The organism is Klebsiella sp. GB_Kp047 (genome assembly GCF_040065235.1).
In the GTDB taxonomy this organism is placed as follows: Bacteria; Pseudomonadota; Gammaproteobacteria; order Enterobacterales; family Enterobacteriaceae; genus Klebsiella; species Klebsiella quasipneumoniae.
On record NZ_JBEAJG010000041.1, the window covers coordinates 599,260 to 616,826 of the forward strand.

Here is a 17,567-nt window from a genome sequence, read left to right on the forward strand (position 1 = left end):
AAAAATTTCATGATAGACCAGAAACATCGCCGCGATTACCCCGTCATTTGTGATTTGACTTATGCATCCAGCTCATTAATCGCAGTGCGCTGATATCTCCTGTGTTTGACAGAAAGCAGGAAGCTCCCCCCTGCCGCGCCCAAAAGTAACAGACCGCTCAGAGCAAAAGTGCTGCGCCATCCCAGACTATCAAACACCAGGCCTCCTGCCGTTGACCCGAGGGCAATCGATAGTTGGATCACGGCGACCATCAGACCACCGCCCGCCTCCGCATCCTCGGGCAGCGTCCGCGCAATCCATGTCCACCAGCCGATGGGCGCTGCCGTCGCCAGCAGGCCCCACAGGCTTAACAGTACGGCGACTGAACCTGTGTGGTGCCCGGCCAGCAGAAGCGTTCCGGCAATCGCGGCCATTAACAAAGGGATAGCCACCAGTGTCGGATAAAACCGGGCGTTCAGAACGGTCGTAATAAGCAGCGTGCCGACAAAACCGGCGGCGCCAATCGCCAGTAATATCAGGGAGAGGCCAGAAGGCTTGACTCGAGTCACTATCTCCAGAAACGGTCGCACATAGGTAAATAAGGTAAACTGCCCCATAAAGAACAGCCCGCAGGCCAACAATCCAAGGGATACCGTCGAGCGACGGAACAGACGCAGCACGGTTCCCTGCCGCTCTGGTGCGCGCTGACTTTTCATCGATGGCAGGCTAACGCATTGCCAGATGAAGGCTACCATCGCCAGCGGGACGAGACATAAAAAGGCGCCGCGCCAGCCGACGGTGGCCCCCAGGTAGCTGCCCAGCGGGGCCGCGACGACCGTGGCCAATGCGTTACCACCGTTAAAAATGGCCAGCGCGCGGGGAACCTGGCGTTGCGGCACCAGCCGAATGGCCGTTGCTGCCGACAATGACCAGAATCCGCCGATGACGATCCCGATGAGCGCCCTGCCCAGCATATAAACCGGAAAACTGGACGCCTGGGCAATCATCAATCCTGAGGCCGCCATCAGCGCCGTGAGCCCCAGCAGCAGCCATTTACGGTCCAGCGACCCGGTAAGAGGGGAAATCGTCAGGCTGGTCAGTACCGCCAGCGCGCCAGAAAGCGCGATCCCCTGGCCTGCTAATCCCTCGGTAATGTGTAAATCACCCGCGATGGGTGTCAACAGACTGACCGGCATAAACTCTGAGGCAATGAGCACAAATACGCAGAGCGTCATCGCCAGGACGCCGCTCCAGTGTGCCCGGGTGTGACCTAATGCAGACATTATTTCTCTCCGACAAGACAAAGCCGCCCGCAGGCGCGTGGCGGCTTTGGGGATGTCTCCGGCACAGGAGATCTATTTCAGGTTGGTTTTAAAAAACTGCGCGAACGTCGCAAAGGGAATTTTGCCCGCGGCGTTGTCATAGAGGTCGACATGGTTTGCCCCAGGGACAATCACCAGCGCTTTCTCTTTGCTGCCGATCGCCTTGAAAGCATCTTCGGCAAAATAGCGTGAATGGGCTTGTTCGCCGGTCACAATAAGCGTCGGAATAGTCACTTCGCTGGCGTAACTCAGCAGCGGCATATTCATAAACGACAGCGGCATCGTCGCATTCCATGCCCCGGTTGAATTAACCGAACGCGCATGGAAACCTCGCGGCATACGGTAATAATCGAAGAACTCTTTCAGGACCGGGTTGGGGTTGGCGGGCAAGGTTTCCGGCAAAATACGAGCGGCAGCGCTGACGTTGCCTTTATCATCAACATATATGTCATGCCCACCTGGGGCGAAAGTGCCGTTTGCCGCATCCTTCCAGCGCTGCGCGTTCAAGTACTGCAGTACCGCTCGGCGGTCGGCTGTCGTGTAGCGGTCTTTGCCATCGCCTACCCCATGACCCATCGCGCGGCTCATGTCATACATGACGCTGGTCGCCACCGCTTTGACGCGTGTATCCATCGCCGCGTCGTTTAGGGCCATACCACCCCAGCCGCAAATGCCGAGCAAACCGATACGGTTGCGATCCACCTCTTTTTGCAGGCCCAGAAAGTCCACCGCGGCACTGAAATCCTCGGTATTGATATCCGGTGAGGCCACGTTGCGTGGGTAGCCACCGCTTTCGCCCGTATAGGATGGGTCAAACGCCAGGGTGACAAACCCCTGTTCGGCCAGCGTCTGGGCATACAGGCCGCTGGACTGCTCTTTTACCGCGCCGAAGGGACCGCTCACAGCAATAGCTGCCAGTTTGCGTTCACCGCGATCCTTCGGCAGGTAGAGATCTCCAACTAAGGTAATCCCGTAGCGGTTCTGAAAGGTCACCTTACGGTGATCCACTTTTGCGCTCTCCGGGAATGTTTTATCCCATTGTTCAATCAATGAAACAGGTGCGTTCGGGTTAGTTGTATCAGCATAACTCATCGTTGTGGCTCCACTTAATAAGGCGCAAAGCAGCATGGCGGGTATCGTGGCTGTCATTTTTTTGCTGAAAACCGTCATTAAATCCCCCTAAATAAACGTGTAAAAACCAGTCTCCAGAGGACAACGCTGCTGGGCTTTGTTGTCATGCGCTTATTGTAGCTAGCAATAAAAGTGCTTATTAGAGGCTAAAAAATGCTAAGATTAATACCATTTAGTTCTAAATAGCGCGATTGTTACGAGGCGGAAGATGGCGAAACGGGAAAACTATAATGACCTCTACCTGTTTATGCAGGTGGTGCGGGAAGGCAGTTTTACCGCCGCAGCGCAACGACTGGGTCTGGCGCAGTCCGGGATCAGCCGTGCGGTTCGCGAACTCGAAGAGCGGCTGGGCGTTCAGCTTCTGGTGCGCACCACCCGCCGGTTGTCGCTCACTCAGGCGGGTGAGCAGCTCTATCACAATGTCGAATCCGGTTTCGACGCCTTAGATATGGGACTCGCCACGCTGGCCCATTATCGGCAAACACCGTCCGGTACGGTTCGCATCAATGCCAGCCAGCACGCTATTGATAAAGTTCTGCTGCCTAAGCTGGCGATATTTAAACAACGCTATCCCGATATCCGCCTGGAACTGATCACCGAAAGCCGGTTCGTCGATATTATTGCGGAGCGTTTCGATGCGGGCGTGCGTCTGGGCCCGGAAGTGGGGAGTGGCATGATTGCGGTACGTATTTCGCCCGATATGGAGATGGCGGTTGTCGGAACCCCGGAGCATTTTCGTCGCTACGGCTTTCCGCAAACCCCTGCCGATTTAACCGGTCATCCCTGCATCGCCTATCAGTTCGGCGACGGCAGCCTGTACGCCTGGGAACTTAACGTGGAAGGCAAAAAAATTACCCACCCGCCTCAGGGACAGTGGGCTTTCGCCGACAGCTATATGGAGGCCAAAGGGGCGCGGCTGGGGCTGGGACTGGCTTATGTCCCGGAGGAGCTGGTCACAGATGATCTGCAACGCGGTACGCTTATCCGGGTGCTCCAGCGCTATAGCCAGCGTCTGGAAGGTTCATTTCTCTATTACCCGCACCGAAATGTGTCGCCCGCGCTGAGAGCGGTCATTGATACATTGCGAATGTAGTAGAGGTCGCCTTCAGGCTTAGAGAAAACTGGTATTTTCACTTAAGTCGATCTTCGGTGCGACCAGTTACTGAATATATAATATGAAAAGGACAGCCTTTTTATATATTTCGAACATGAAAAATTATTTAGTTCTGGTTTTTCATTATATGAAGACGATATTAATTTTTAAGATCTGGCAAAGCTTAAAGCACCAAATTCTCAATTGGCTGATTTACTTATTAATAAATAACTGGCGCCGCAATCCGCGCCAGTTCTGGGTTCAGCAATGGCTACCTGCCCTGAGCAGGAGGCCAACCTGCCCTGAGCAGGAGGCCAGTACGCATCAGTGTTTAACGATATACATGGTACGGCTGTAGGCCACATCTTCCGGGTTGGTGATCGGGTAGCCTTTCAGCCACGGCTTAATCAGCCGACCGTTGGTGTACTGGTAGATCGGCGCAATTGGCGCTTTGGCCATAATGATCTTCTCCGCCGCGTTGTAATCGTCGTTACGCGCTTTGGCCGAATTCTCCACCGCCGCCTGGGCGAGGATTTTGTCGTACGCCGGATCGTTAAAGCGTGAAATATTTCCGCTGTGGGTGGAAGTCAGTAGCGACAGGAAGGTGGACGGCTCGTTGTAATCCCCTACCCAGGAGGCGCGGATCACATCGAAATTGCCGGTGTTGCGGCTGTCGATATAGGTTTTCCACTCCTGATTCTGCAGTTTCACATCCACGCCGAGGTTCTTTTTCCACATCGACGCCACTGCGATGGCAATCTTCTGATGGTTCTCAGAGGTATTATACAGCAGCGTCAGCTTCAGCGGGCGATTCGGGCCATAGCCGGCGGCGGCCAGCAGGGCTTTCGCCTGGGCGTTAAGCTCGGCCTGACTCATGCTCTCAAACTGCGACGGCTGCGGCGTGAAGCCCGCCGTTACGTCCGGTGTGAAACGCCAGGCCGGTTTTTCCCCGGTCCCCAGCACCTTCTCCGCCATCACCCGGCGATCGATGGTCATACTCAGCGCCAGTCGCACCCGCTCGTCCGCTGTCGGCCCTTTTTGGGTATTAAAGGCGTAATAGTAGGTGCCCAGCTGCGGCGGGGTATACACCTGTCCAGGAATATCCTTCAGCAGCTTCTGGTACATATTTTTCGGGAAAGATTCGGTGATATCGATATCGCCGGCCAGATAGCGCTTGGTGGCGGCGGACTCCTGGTTGATCGGCACAAAGGTGACCTGCTGGATCACCGTTTTGGCGTTATCCCAGTAGTGGTTGTTCGGCACCAGCACCAGCTTTTCATTCACGACGCGATCTTTCAGAACATAGGCGCCGTTGCCCACCAGGCTGCCGGGCCGCGTCCAGTTCGCGCCGCTGTCGACATTGGCTTTTTGCACCGGATAGAAGGCAAAGCTGGCGGTCAGGTTGCTGAACCATGGCAGCGGCTTATCCAGCTGCACCCGCAGGGTGTGGGCGTCGACGGCGGTGACCCCCAGGGTCTCCGGCGCGGCTTTGCCGTCGATGATGTTCTGCGCGTTGGCGATCCCCGCCAGCGCCGCGAACCAGGCGAACGGCGAAGTGGTTTTCGGATCCACCAGACGCCGCCAGCTATAGACGAAATCCTCGGCGGTGACCGGCGTACCGTCGGACCAGCGGGCGTTATCGCGCAGGGTAAAGGTCCAGACGCGGTTATCATTGCTCTGCCAGCGGGTCGCCACCCCCGGCACCAGGTTGCCTTTCGCATCCTGATTGACTAAACCTTCAAACAGATCGCGGATCACCTGGATTTCCGGCAGGCCCACCGCTTTGGCGGGATCTAACGAGGCGGGTTCATCTTTGATATGGCGCACCAACTGCTGTTTTTCCGCCAGTACCGTGCCCGGCGGTACGTCCGCCGCCCAGGCCAGAGAAGATACGCTGGCTAACCACAGCGCGCCGCATGTCAAAGCGACAGGATACTTCATAAGATCCCCTTTAAAATGAGAAAAAACACCGCCAACAGAGCGATAATTATTTGTTTCATCACCTGAAATTGCAAACAACATATGATAGAAAATTGATGTGCCGTCGGATTTCACGCCTCCGGGAATGGGTTTGATTCCAACACGCTTTTCGCCAACACTGAATAATAACGACACACAGGAAGCTCTATGTCTATTTCACGTCCTCGCCCGCAGCGCGGCGACTTTCCGCCGGGAACCCGGCAGTACGGCAGCTCGGAACTGGGCGCGCCGCTGCTGTGGTTTCCTGCGCCGATGGCCGACAGCCGCAGCGGCCTGATTATTGCCGGCACCCACGGCGATGAGAATTCGTCGATTGTGACCCTCTCCTGCGCCCTGCGCACCCTGAAGCCGGAGCTACGCCGCCACCACGTGGTCCTGACGGTCAATCCTGACGGCTGTCAGCTCGGGCTACGCGCTAACGCCCGCGGCGTGGACCTCAACCGTAACTTTCCGGCCGCTAACTGGAGACAAGGGGAAACGGTGTACCGCTGGAACAGCGCGGCGGCGGAACGAGACGTGGTGCTGTTGACCGGCGAGCAGCCTGGTTCGGAGCAGGAGACCCAGGCCCTGTGTCAGTTGATCCATCAGATCCATCCGGCGTGGGTGGTCTCCTTTCACGATCCGCTGGCCTGCATCGAAGACCCGGGACACAGCCCGCTGGGACACTGGCTGGCGGACACCTTCTCACTGCCGCTGGTGGGCAGCGTGGGCTACGACACCCCAGGTTCCTTTGGCAGCTGGTGCGCCGATATCGGGCTCCCCTGCATCACCGCCGAGTTTCCGCCGGTCTCCGCCGACGAGGCAACGGAGCGTTACCTGCCGGCGATGACCGACCTGCTGCGCTGGCAGGCTTAAACTTAAAGATGAAGCACGCCGGTGCTGAACCGCAGCGCCGGCTCAACGTCCACCGCCAGCCATGTCGGGCCGTCGAGGTCGGCGAAGCGCGCCAGCGGCGCCAGGGGGAGCGCGGCGGCGATCCCGCGCGAGGTGCAGAGCATACAGCCCAGCATCCGTTCAAAGCCCTGCCGTTCCGCCTCCCCGGCCAGGGCCAGCGCTTCGGTCAGGCCGCCGGTTTTGTCCAGTTTGATATTGATCATCTCATAGCGCCCGCGCAGCCTCGGCAGGCTCTCCCGGGTATGGCAGCTCTCGTCGGCGCAAATCGGTAACGGATGAACGAAGTTTTCCAGCGCCGCATCGGCGTCGGCGGGGAGCGGCTGCTCAAGCATCGCCACGCCGAGGTCCGCCAGCAGCTGGCAGCGCGCCGCCAGCCCCTCGCTGTGCCAGGATTCATTGGCATCGACAATCAACGTGGCCTGCGGCGCCGCCTGGCGAATAGCGATTAACCGCTCGCTGATAAGCCGGTCGTCGAGCTTCACCTTCAACAGCTGAGCCCCCTTCTGCCACAGCGCCGCGGCGCTGGCCGCCATCTGATCCGCCGTGCCAATGACCACCGTCTGGGCGGTGATCACCCGCTCGGGCAACGTCACTCCCAGCAGTTGGGGCAAGGTTTTGCCTTCGCGCCGCGCCTGCAGATCCCACAGGGCGCAGTCAATGGCATTGCGCGCGGCGCCTGCGGGCAGCAGCCGCTGCAGCTGTTCGCGGGTAAGTCCCGCCTCCAGCTGCTCGCCGATCGCCATCACCTGGGCCATGACCGACGCGATGCTTTCGCCATAGCGTGGATAAGGCGTGCATTCGCCCACGCCTTTCACACCGTCCTCTTCCAGTTCCACCACCACCACTTTTGCTTCGCTGCGGCTGCCGCGGGCGATCACAAAGGGGGTGTGGAGCGGCCAGGCTTCCTCATACACTCGCACGTTACGCATTCCCTTGTCCTCTCTGGTCAATGTTAAATAGGGTTTGCCGTGTAGCTGGCGGATGTCATACACTACTCGCGACGTTAACTATATGTAAACAGGAAGATAACCATGTCACAAACCGTGCATTTCCAGGGCAACCCCGTTTCTGTTCAGGGCACCATTCCGCAGGCAGGCGCTAAAGCGCAGCCGTTTACGCTGGTCGCCAAAGATCTCTCTGACGTCGCGCTGAGCCAGTACGCCGGCAAACGTAAAGTACTGAATATTTTCCCGAGCATTGATACCGGCGTGTGCGCCGCATCAGTGCGTAAATTCAACCAGCTGGCCGCTGAACTGGACAACACCGTGGTGCTGTGCATTTCCGCTGACCTGCCGTTCGCCCAGTCTCGCTTCTGCGGCGCCGAAGGCCTGAGCAACGTGGTGACCCTTTCCACGCTGCGCGGCGCATCATTCCTCGCTGACTACGGCGTCGCCATCTCTGCCGGTCCGCTGGCTGGCCTGGCCGCTCGCGCCGTGGTCGTTATCGATGAAAACGATCAGGTCGTCTACAGCCAGCTGGTGAACGAAATCACCGAAGAGCCAGACTACGACGCCGCGCTGGCCGCCCTGAAAGCCTGATAACAGACTGCCCTGGCGCAGCGCGCCTGCGGACATTCGCTTTGCTCAGCCCCCGCTCTGCGGGGGCTTTTTATTGCCGCGGCGCATAGCGGGAAATCGTCCGCGCCATCGCCGGACCGGTCAGCAAAATGGTAAACAGCCGCAGCGTCTGCAGCGCCATGATGAACGACATATCCGCCCGGGTACCGGCGGCGATAATCGCCACGGTGTCCAGCCCGCCGGGGCTGGTGGCCAGATAGGCGGTCATAAAGTCCATCGGCAAAATATGAGTCAGGGCAAGGGCCATCAGGGCGCACATCAGGATCAGCCCGAGGATGGAGGCGATAATCTGCGGCAGCGTCTTCAGGGCCAGTAGAAAAACCGCTTTGTTAAACTGCAGGCCCACCGTCCAGCCCAGCACCGCGTAGGCCATCGCCAGCAACCACTCCGGCAGCTCCAGCATCACCCAGCCGCCGCCCTGGACCAGCGCGCCGAACAGCATCGGCAGCAGCATGGCTCCGGAAGGGATACGCAGCCGGACGCCCAGCCAACAGGCCGCCGCCGTCAGCAACAGCGTGATAGGAAAATTGAGGGTCAACGGCGCAAACCAGACGATGGCCTGGCTCATTGCCTGCGCCTCGTTGCCCAGGGCATAGCGCACCACCAGCGCCGCCGCGCCGACGACAAACAGCACCCGTAGATACTGCATCAGCGCCACCAGCCGCACATCTGCCCCGTACTCCTGAGCCATCACTACCATTGCCGACGCCCCGCCGGGAGAGCTTCCCCAGGCGCCGGTGGCGCCCGGCAGCGCGCTATAGCGAACCAACAGCCAGCCGGTGAGACCACTGATCGCCAGGGTGGTCAACAGGATCGCCAGCACCAGCGCCCAGTTAGCGAACAGTACGCCAAAAACAGAGGGATTAATCGCCCTGGCGATCATGCAGCCAACAATGGCCTGCGCCGCCAGATAACAGGGGCGAGGTATGCTCAGCTTCACCCCGCGCAGGCTCAAAATGAGACCGGCGATCAGCGGCCCCAGCAGCAGCGCTGCCGGCAAATGAAGGCGTAACAGCAGCGAGGAAAAGAGAACGGAGAGCAGCAGCAATATCAGCCACTGCCCGATCGCGCGACGCGACGCCAAGATGCACCACCCCGGAAAAAGAATTAAAAAACCAGTATATACAGGTTTGGCCCGCTTTGCAGGCCGAATGCCGGCGACATAGGTCGCCGGCCTGGCGGGATTATTCGTCGCCCTTTTTCTGACTCAGACCATATTCACGCAGCTTATTAGCGATGGCGGTATGCGACACCCCCAGCCGCTTCGCCAGCTTACGGGTGCTGGGGTAGCTGCGATAGAGCTGGGTTAGCACCGAGCGCTCAAAACGGCGGGTAATGTCGTCCAGCGACCCTTCCATGGCCTCCTCGCCCACCGGCAGCGAGGCGACGTCGTGGTCCGGCAGCAGAATGTCCTGCGGACGCAGTTCGAATCCTTCCAGCTGGGTTAGCGCGCGATAGACAGCATTTTTCAGCTGACGAACGTTGCCGGGCCAGCTGTAGCGGGTAAGCACCGTACTCAGGTCGGCGGAGAGCTTCGGCCGCGGGATCCCCTGCTCATCAGCAAAGCGGGCAACAAACAGCTCCGTCAGCGGCATAATGTCCTGCGGGCAGTCGCGCAGCGGCGGCAGATACAGGGTCAGGACGTTGAGGCGATAGTAGAGATCTTCGCGGAACAGCCCTTTCTGCACCAGCTCGACCAGGTTTTTCTGCGTCGCGCAGATCACCCGCACATCGACGTGTACTTCATGATCCTCGCCGACGCGGCGGAAGGTGCCGTCGTTGAGAAAGCGCAGCAGCTTGGTCTGCATTCGCGGCGACATCTCGCCAATTTCATCCAGCAGCACCGAACCGCCGTTGGCCTGCTCGAAGAAGCCTTTTTTGCCCTGCAGGGCGTCGCCGAACAGTTCGCTCTCGACCGCGTCCTCGGGAATGGAGCCACAGTTAAGCGCCAGATAGGGTTTGCCCGCCCGCGGGCTGGCCAGATGGCAGGCATGCGCCAGCAGATCTTTGCCGGTGCCCGTATCGCCGACAATCAACAGCGGCGCGCTGAGCATCGCCAGCTTGCGCGCTTGCTCCACCACGTGGCGCATTTTCGGCCCCACCGCGAGGATCTGACTGAAGGCGCTGGTGTCCTGGCTGGTCATGGTCTGCAGTTGGCGTCCCATGCGCACGGTTGAGCGCAGCATCGCCACGGCGCCGGTCAGCACTCGCTCGTTATGCTCCCCTTCAAGATAGACCGGGGTCACTTCCAGCAGGTAGTTCTGCCCGTTCACCACCACATGCTCCGCATGCGTCTCCTGCGGGCTACTTTCCAGCCAGCGCTGGACGTTGAAATCGGCGATCAGCTGGGCCACCGGATGGTTGCGCAGCTTCGCCTGGCTTTGGCCAAACAGCAGGCAGCTGGCGGGGTTGGCCAGTTCGACCCTGCCTTTGGTATCCAGCGACAGCACCGGCTCCGGCATCGCCACCAACAGCGCGCTGAGCGCAAGATGTTCACGCTCAGATGGCATCCACGGCACGGTGCGCACGTCTGTCACGCCGGCGATACGGCGGATCTCCGCCATCAGGCTGCTGAAGGTGGCGAACTCCAGTTCGGCAAAATTGAGGTAGATACGGCCAATAGGGTCAATATCGATACCACGCAGATCAATGCCGCGCAGCACCAACAAATCGAGCAATTCACGAGTCAGACCGAGGCGGTCTTCACAAAAGACTTCAAGACGCATGGGAGTGTTCACCCTAAAAGTGCCAATGACCGGAGAATAATAGGCCAGGAATGGACTTTCGGGAAGCTAACTGTCAACAATTATTGACAGCATGGCGGAAAAATGGGCGTTGCGCCGTAAAGTCAGGCGGTCAGTGGTGAAATTGACGCCAGGGCGAGCCGGGATTCAATATAACCTCAAGGCCGGGCAAGGCGAAGCCGCCGCCCGGCAATGTCTCTGAGCGGAGGTTACTTCTCCGGACTGGTTTTGCTTTTCTGCAGGGTCTCTTTCAGCTGGCCAATCAGCTCGCGACGAAAATCGCCGAGCCGCGGTTTATCATCGGCGAGCCACGGCAGCGGGCGGCACAGCTCCATTGCCTTAATCCCGAGGCGGGCGGTGAGCAGGCCGGCGCCGATGCCCTGCGCGGCGCGCGCCGACAACCGGGCCGCCAGATCCTGCGACATCCAGTCCATGCCCACCTCGCGCACCAGTTCGCTGGCGCCGGCGAAAGCGATATTCAGCAGCACCAGGCGAAACAGGCGCAGGCGGCTGTAATACCCGAGCTCAATGCCGTACAGGGTGGCAATCCGGTTGATCAACCGCAGATTGCGCCAGGCGATAAACGCCATATCCACCAGCGCCAGCGGGCTGACGGCGATCATCAGCGTCGACTCCGCCGCCGAACGGCTGATTTCCCGCCGCGCCTGAGCATCAAGCACCGGCTGCACCAGTTGGGCATAGAGGCTGACCACTTCCCGGTCGCTTTGCGTTTCGTGGATGGCGGCATACCAGCGCTGCAGCGCCGGATGCGACTGATCCAGCCCGGCCTGCTGCGCCAGCTTCTCACAAAAGGCTTTCCCTTTACCGACCGCGTGACTGTGCAGCATATCGCGGGCTTCATCGCGTTCGTGGGCGCGCTGGCGCAGTCGCCACAGGCGGCGCCACTCGGTGGCCACCGATCCGACGCCGGCGCCGACGATCAGCGCCCCGGCGACGCAGCCGCCCAGCGCAATCCAGTCCTGGGTCTGCCAGGCGTTGGCGGTCCACTGCACCCCTTGCGCCACGACGCTGACGCCGAAGATCGCCAGGCCAGCGCTGACCATCCGCCGCCACAGACTGCGTTTCGGCCGCAGCACTGACTCCACCACCGCCTCTGCCGCCCCCTCTTCCTCTTCGCCGGTCACCAGACGCGCCGGCGCGAAGTTATCGGCTTCCAGTCGGTCGAAGGCGCGAGCGCTTTTCAGCGGCGGCGTTTTTTCCGCCTGCAGCGGGCCATCAAAATCAATCCGCGGTTTTAACGGTTCGCTCATCGCAGTTTATCTCCAATCAAAAATTCCAGCGCCGCGTCGAGGCGAATGTGCGGCAAGGGCCGATCGACATCCATGACCTGCGGACGAAAGTTTTCAAACTGAAAGCCCTGCTGCTGCCAGAAGGCCTGGCCCGGCAGGCGCGCCGGCACCTCGCCGGGATAGATGGTCAACGGCTGGCCGTCGCTCAGCCGATTGCCGCGCAGGGCGGGAATTTTCTCGCCGTTCAGCTCAATCAGCCCGCTCTGGGTCGCCTGAATGGACGCCAGCCCCAGGCAATCCATACTGATCCCCTCGAAGGCGGCATTCTGCCACGCATCCTGGATCAACTGCTGCAGGAGCGACACCATATTGCTGTGCTGATCCACCGTGACGTGGTCGGCTTTGGTGGCAGCGAACAGCAGCTTGTCGATGACCGGCGAAAACAGCCGGCGAAATAAGGTGCGCTGCCCGTAATGGAAACTTTGCATCAGCTGGGTCAGCGCCAGGCGCATATCGTTAAACGCCTGCGGCCCGCTGTTGAGCGGCTGCAGGCAGTCCACCAGCACAATCTGCCGGTCGAAGCGCAGGAAGTGCTCTTTGTAGAACCCCTTCACTACCTTTTCGCAGTAGTACTTATAGCGTTCGCGCAGCATGCCGGCGTTGCTGTGTTTATCAGCTTGCGCCAGCTTGGCTTCGCCGACGGCGTCGACGTCTGGCCATGGGAAGAACTGTAGCGCCGGCGCGCCGGCCATTTCGCCGGGCAGGACAAAGCGCCCGGGCTGGATAAAGTGCAACCCTTCACGCTTACAGGCGTGCAGATAGTCCGTCCAGGCGGCGGCGATGTCGGCCAGACGGGCCTCGTCGGCAGGAGCCAGCGGATCCAGCCCGGCGCATAGCTGCCGCCAGCGGGCCGACCACTCTGCACGCTGTCCCTGCAGGAGTCCGGTCATCTGCCGCGACCAGCTCAGATAATCCTGCGCCAGCATCGGCAAATCGAGCAGCCACTCCCCCGGATAGTCGACAATCTCCAGATACAGCGTGGAGGTGTCTTTAAAGTGGCGCAGCAGGGAGTCATTGGAACGGTAGCGCAGCGCGAGACGGATCTCGCTCACGCCGCGCGTCGGGGTTGGCCACATGGGCGGCTGGCCGTACAGCTGGGCCAGCCCTTCATCGTAGGTGAATCGCGGAATGCCGAAGTCCCGCTGCGGCACGCGCTTGACCCCAAGCAGTCGCTCTTCGCGCGCGGCGCTCAGCAGCGGCAGGCGGGCGCCGGTGTGAATATTTAGCAGTTGGTTGACCAGCGCGGTGATAAACGCCGTTTTGCCGCTGCGGCTCAGGCCGGTCACCGCCAGGCGTAAATGCCGGTCAACCCCGCGGTTGACCAGCGCATTCAGTTCAGTTTTCAGTCGCTTCATCGCCAGTCCGTTATGCCCTGAAGGTGTGTCTCGTCATCATAAGCTATCCGCCGGGAATAAGCAGGACAACGTTAATCCTTTTGCGCCTTTCCCACGGCGGCGTTATTTCATCCCGCGCGTGACGCGGTTGGCCAGCCGGCTGAGCAGCGGCTCCAGCGCCACCGCCAGCAGCATTTTCAGCGGCCGCCGCGCGACCGATTTGACCGCCCAGCCGGCAACGCCAGCCGGGCCATAACGCAGCGCGGTCAGCAGCGCCAGCTTACCGACGATTTTCAGACCGGGCTTCACCTGCTGCCCGGCGCGTTGCCATTTGCTATTCATGCGTTGCCTCACTCGTTAACAACAGGGTTTACAGCTGACGAAAGCGGCTGCGCAGCGTAAAGGTGTCGGAGGTGACGTACCGTTCCATCTCACGCAGACGCTGTTCGCCGGAGGCCAGTTCGGCATCCACGGCGGCCAACAGATCGCCATTGCTCGGCGCTTTATGGCCGTACAGCTCACTGTCCGGCATCGGGTCCAGGGCGAAGGTCAGAATGATGTAGGCCACCAGGACGAAGAAAAAGAGGCCAAAAATCATCGCCAGCACGGTAATCAGGCGCACCAGCTTCACCGGGACGTCAAGATGCTGAGCAATGCCCGCGCAGACGCCCTTCACCATCCCGCGCTGCGGAATACGCCACAGTTTTTTATTCAGATCCAGTCCAGCCATTATTTGTCTCTCCAGTTCGGATGTTCGGCATCCAGGATCGCTTCCAGCGCCTGAATGCGCTCGCGCATCCGCTTCGCGTCATCGGTCAACTGCAGCAGCCGTTGCTGCTCATTTTGCGTCAGACTGCCGTTGGCGCCGCGATTGTTGTAGTGCAGCCATAGCCAGACCGGCAGAACAAACAGCACAAACAGCGTCAGCGGAATGGCGAGAAAAAGCATGCTCATGTGTACTCCTTACAGGGGGTGAGCCGCGGCGCAACGCCGCGCCGCGCAATCGTACTTACTGGTTGGACTGATTCATTTTGGCTTTCAACGCCGCCAGCTGCTCGCTGATTTCATCGTCCGCTTTCAGTTCGGCAAACTGCTGATCCAGCGTCTGCTGCTTGCCAAAGCGGTGGCTCTCCGCTTCCGCTTCCATCTGATCGATGCGACGCTCAAAGGATTCAAAGCGCGCCATCGCCTCATCCAGTTTACCGCTGTCCAGCTGGCGACGCACATCGCGCGACGAACTCGCCGCCTGATGACGCAGCGCCAGCGCCTGCTGACGAGCGCGGGTTTCGCTGAGTTTGTTCTCCAGCTCGCCAATCTCTTTCTTCATGCGCGCCAGCGTTTCATCCACCAGCTGCACTTCGTGGTCCAGCTGAGCAATAAGGTCGGTCAGCTTCTGTTTTTCGATCAGCGCCGCCCGGGCCAGATCCTCTTTCTCTTTGCGCAGGGCCAGCTCGGCCTTTTCCTGCCATTCCGCCTGCTGGGCGACCGCCTGCTCAATACGACGGGTCAGCTGTTTCTTTTCGGCCAGCGCGCGGGCCGACGTGGAACGTACCTCAACCAGCGTGTCTTCCATCTCCTGGATCATCAGACGCACCAGCTTTTGCGGGTCCTCCGCTTTCTCCAGCAGGGAGTTGATGTTGGCGTTCACGATGTCGGCAAAACGAGAAAAAATACCCATAATTTCAGTCCTCATAGTTCTGGTTGCAGGCATTCACCTGTGGGTTAGCTAATACAAATGGCGTGCCAACTTTTTATCTTATTGATTTTAAACAGAGTGGTTGCGAATTGCGCAGGGCATTGCTACATTCACCTGGTTAATCCCACTATTTAATGGCGAAATTCATCATGGCGCAGTACAAGGATAATCTGCTGGGCGAGGCCAACAGCTTTCTCGAGGTGCTGGAACAGGTTTCCCGACTGGCTCCGCTGGATAAGCCGGTGCTGGTCATCGGCGAGCGCGGTACCGGGAAAGAGCTTATCGCCAACCGTCTGCACTACCTCTCCGCCCGCTGGCAGGGGCCGTTTATCTCGCTGAACTGCGCGGCGCTGAACGACAATCTGCTCGATTCGGAACTATTCGGCCACGAAGCCGGGGCCTTCACCGGCGCCAGCAAGCGCCATCCCGGGCGCTTCGAGCGCGCCGACGGCGGGACGCTGTTTCTCGATGAGCTGGCGACAGCCCCAATGCTGGTGCAGGAGAAGCTGTTAAGAGTGATTGAATATGGCGAGCTGGAGCGCGTGGGCGGCAGCCAGCCGCTGCAGGTTAACGTCCGGCTGGTGTGCGCCACCAACGCTGACCTGCCGCGGATGGTGGAGGAAGGCCACTTTCGCGCCGACCTGCTCGACCGTCTGGCCTTCGACGTGGTGCAGCTCCCGCCGCTGCGCGAACGGCAGAGCGATATCATGCTGCTCGCCAACCAGTTTGCCATTCAGATGTGCCGTGAGCTCGGCCTGCCGCTGTTTCCCGGCTTCAGCGAACGAGCCACCGCCACGCTGCTCGGCTACCGCTGGCCGGGGAATATTCGTGAACTGAAGAACGTCGTCGAGCGCTCGGTCTATCGCCATGGCGACAGCGAGCACGAGCTGGACGCCATTATCCTCAACCCTTTTCGTCAGACCGCCGCCTCCGTGCCGGAGGCCGCGTCCGGGGACGAGCTGCCCACCCTGCCGCTGGATCTACGCGATTTTCAGCTACAGCAGGAAAAACGCCTGCTGCAGCGGAGTCTGCAGCAGGCGAAGTATCATCAGAAGCAGGCGGCGGAGCTGCTGGGGTTAACCTATCACCAGCTCCGCGCGCTGCTGAAAAAGCATCAGCTGTGAGAAGTGCGCGGCAGCAGCAGCGCGCTCACCGCCATCGCCCCCAGGCATAAGGCGGCGTTGAACCACAGGGCATACTGGGCGGCATGGGCCATGCCCAGCGGCAAAAACAGCGCGAAAAGTGACGCCGTCACGGCAATGCCCATCGCCCCGCCCAGCGAGCTGCCCATCTTGTAGATCCCCGAGGCGACGCCAATTTTGTTCTCCGGCGCGTTGGCCACCGCCGTATCCGTTGACGGCGTGGCGTAGCAGCCCAGCCCGAGGCCGAACAGCACGTTGCTGGCGAATACCACGCCGATATACAGCGCCTTATCGAGGAAGGTGCAGGATATCAGGCCGATGGCGATGGCGGTCAGCACCGGGCCGGCCATCATCGGCAGCCGGGCGCCATAGCGCTGAAGCAGCTTCTCGCCGACCCGGATCATCGCCAGGACGGTGACCAGATAGCCGAGGGTCATCATTCCGCTCTCCAGCGGCGTCAGGTGGTGCCCTTGCTGTAGCCAGATGCTGGCGATCATCATGGTGCCAATCGCCCCGTTGAGCAGAAAGTTCGATAGCACCGCCGCACCGTAGGCCCGGTTGCGAAACAGCGCAAAATCGATCAGCGCCGCCTCGCCTTTGCGCAGCCCGCTGCGAATAAACACCGCGCCAGCGATCAGCGCCCCCGCCAGCATGCTCAACGACAGCGGACTGGCCCAACCCCAGCCGTGGCCTTTGCTGATAAACAGGTTCACCAGCACCAGCCCGACGATCAGGCTCAGCAGGCTGCCAACGTCCAGCTTATGCTGGCTGGCGCTGGCGCTGCGGCTCTCCGGCGTGCCGCGCAGCAAAAACAGCGCCAGCAGAGCGACGGCAATGGAGAAGACAAAGATCCAGCGCCAGCCCAGGCCGGTGGCGATAGCTCCGCCAACGAAAGAGCACAGGCCGCTGCCGCCCCACGAGCCGATGACCCAGAAGCTGACCGCCCGCTGACGCGCGCGTCCCTGGTACCAGGTTTTAATCAGCGCCAGCGTCGCCGGCATAATGCACGCCGCCGACAGTCCCTGCAGCACCCGGCCGGCGAGGAACAGCCCCGGCCCCTGGGCCAGTACCAGCATGGCGCTGCCGATGATGCTCAGCCCCAGTCCGAGGGTGGTCATCCGCATGCGGCCAAACTTGTCCGCCAGACCGCCGCTGGCCACCACGAAACAGCCGCTGAACAGCGCGCTGAGGCTGACGGCCAGGGTTAGGGTCTCAAGGGAAATATCAAGACTGCTTTTCATCGCCGGCACGACGTTTATCACCGACTGGGCAAACAGCCAGAAGGTTAAAACGCTCAGCACAATCCCTACCAGCAGACGATCGCTGCCGACAAAGGAGGTGTCGCTTACGGTGACAGTGCTCATT

17 protein-coding genes and 1 pseudogene are annotated in these 17,567 nt (G+C 60.2%); 4 read left to right on the forward strand and 14 right to left on the reverse strand.

What is annotated here, in order from left to right; genetic code table 11:
- Positions 1–59 precede the first annotated feature (59 nt).
- The gene (locus ABLV76_RS23450) at positions 60–1,262 is read right to left on the reverse strand and encodes an MFS transporter (protein WP_348878506.1); all 1,203 of its coding nucleotides are present in this window, start codon (positions 1,260–1,262) and stop codon (positions 60–62) included.
- Positions 1,263–1,334: 72 nt separating this feature from the next.
- A complete protein-coding gene (locus ABLV76_RS23455) occupies positions 1,335–2,471 on the reverse strand; it encodes an alpha/beta hydrolase (RefSeq protein ID WP_155009195.1) in 1,137 nt (378 codons plus the stop codon).
- A 169-nt stretch (positions 2,472–2,640) separates the two neighbouring features.
- On the opposite strand from ABLV76_RS23455, the gene ABLV76_RS23460 reads away from it, so the two are divergent.
- Complete coding sequence (locus tag ABLV76_RS23460; protein WP_156234942.1) at positions 2,641–3,525, forward strand: LysR family transcriptional regulator; 885 nt, start codon at positions 2,641–2,643, stop codon at positions 3,523–3,525.
- Between the two features lie 324 nt (positions 3,526–3,849).
- On the opposite strand, the gene ABLV76_RS23465 is transcribed toward ABLV76_RS23460, so the two are convergent.
- A complete protein-coding gene (locus tag ABLV76_RS23465) occupies positions 3,850–5,466 on the reverse strand; it encodes a peptide ABC transporter substrate-binding protein (RefSeq protein WP_032455964.1) in 1,617 nt (538 codons plus the stop codon).
- 21 nt (positions 5,467–5,487) lie between these two features.
- Positions 5,488–5,580, reverse strand: a pseudogene (locus tag ABLV76_RS23470) (hypothetical protein); the annotation flags it as partial.
- A gap of 72 nt (positions 5,581–5,652) precedes the next feature.
- On the opposite strand from ABLV76_RS23470, the gene mpaA reads away from it, so the two are divergent.
- Entirely contained in the window at positions 5,653–6,360 is a 708-nt protein-coding gene (mpaA, locus tag ABLV76_RS23475) for a murein tripeptide amidase MpaA (RefSeq protein WP_348878507.1), read from the forward strand.
- Positions 6,361–6,362: 2 nt separating this feature from the next.
- Here the strand turns inward: mpaA and ycjG are convergent, their stop codons facing one another.
- Positions 6,363–7,328: an L-Ala-D/L-Glu epimerase gene (gene ycjG, locus ABLV76_RS23480; protein ID WP_043521190.1), complete on the reverse strand. Its 966-nt coding sequence runs from the start codon at positions 7,326–7,328 to the stop codon at positions 6,363–6,365.
- Positions 7,329–7,430: 102 nt separating this feature from the next.
- Here ycjG and tpx point away from each other — a divergent pair, with 102 nt between their 5' ends.
- Entirely contained in the window at positions 7,431–7,937 is a 507-nt protein-coding gene (tpx, locus tag ABLV76_RS23485; protein ID WP_004203917.1) for a thiol peroxidase, read from the forward strand.
- A gap of 70 nt (positions 7,938–8,007) precedes the next feature.
- On the opposite strand, the gene ABLV76_RS23490 is transcribed toward tpx, so the two are convergent.
- The 8 genes from ABLV76_RS23490 to pspA all read right to left on the reverse strand — a co-directional run bounded on the left by ABLV76_RS23490 (position 8,008) and on the right by pspA (position 15,042).
- Positions 8,008–9,060, reverse strand: coding sequence for an AbrB family transcriptional regulator (locus ABLV76_RS23490; protein ID WP_004203916.1), 1,053 nt, complete (start codon positions 9,058–9,060; stop codon positions 8,008–8,010).
- Between the two features lie 100 nt (positions 9,061–9,160).
- A complete protein-coding gene (gene tyrR / locus ABLV76_RS23495) occupies positions 9,161–10,702 on the reverse strand; it encodes a transcriptional regulator TyrR (RefSeq protein ID WP_004203915.1) in 1,542 nt (513 codons plus the stop codon).
- 227 nt (positions 10,703–10,929) lie between these two features.
- Positions 10,930–11,991, reverse strand: a complete 1,062-nt coding sequence (locus tag ABLV76_RS23500; protein ID WP_017900790.1) for a YcjF family protein — start codon at positions 11,989–11,991, stop codon at positions 10,930–10,932.
- Entirely contained in the window at positions 11,988–13,385 is a 1,398-nt protein-coding gene (locus tag ABLV76_RS23505; RefSeq protein WP_017900791.1) for a YcjX family protein, read from the reverse strand. The genes ABLV76_RS23500 and ABLV76_RS23505 overlap by 4 nt, the downstream gene beginning before the upstream one ends.
- A 102-nt stretch (positions 13,386–13,487) precedes the next feature.
- Positions 13,488–13,706, reverse strand: a complete 219-nt coding sequence (gene pspD / locus ABLV76_RS23510; RefSeq protein ID WP_002901915.1) for a phage shock protein PspD — start codon at positions 13,704–13,706, stop codon at positions 13,488–13,490.
- Between the two features lie 28 nt (positions 13,707–13,734).
- Positions 13,735–14,094 (reverse strand): envelope stress response membrane protein PspC, encoded by a 360-nt coding sequence (gene pspC / locus ABLV76_RS23515; RefSeq protein WP_004203911.1) that lies wholly within the window; start codon positions 14,092–14,094, stop codon positions 13,735–13,737.
- The gene (gene pspB, locus ABLV76_RS23520) at positions 14,094–14,318 is read right to left on the reverse strand and encodes an envelope stress response membrane protein PspB (RefSeq protein ID WP_002901911.1); all 225 of its coding nucleotides are present in this window, start codon (positions 14,316–14,318) and stop codon (positions 14,094–14,096) included. The genes pspC and pspB overlap by 1 nt, the downstream gene beginning before the upstream one ends.
- Positions 14,319–14,373: 55 nt before the next feature.
- The gene (pspA, locus tag ABLV76_RS23525; RefSeq protein WP_004203910.1) at positions 14,374–15,042 is read right to left on the reverse strand and encodes a phage shock protein PspA; all 669 of its coding nucleotides are present in this window, start codon (positions 15,040–15,042) and stop codon (positions 14,374–14,376) included.
- A 152-nt stretch (positions 15,043–15,194) separates the two neighbouring features.
- Here pspA and pspF point away from each other — a divergent pair, with 152 nt between their 5' ends.
- A complete protein-coding gene (pspF, locus tag ABLV76_RS23530; protein WP_074470738.1) occupies positions 15,195–16,184 on the forward strand; it encodes a phage shock protein operon transcriptional activator in 990 nt (329 codons plus the stop codon).
- Here pspF and ABLV76_RS23535 read toward each other — a convergent pair.
- Positions 16,175–17,566, reverse strand: coding sequence for an MFS transporter (locus tag ABLV76_RS23535; protein ID WP_348878508.1), 1,392 nt, complete (start codon positions 17,564–17,566; stop codon positions 16,175–16,177). The two genes, pspF and ABLV76_RS23535, sit on opposite strands and share 10 nt — an antisense overlap.
- Position 17,567: the final 1 nt, after the last annotated feature.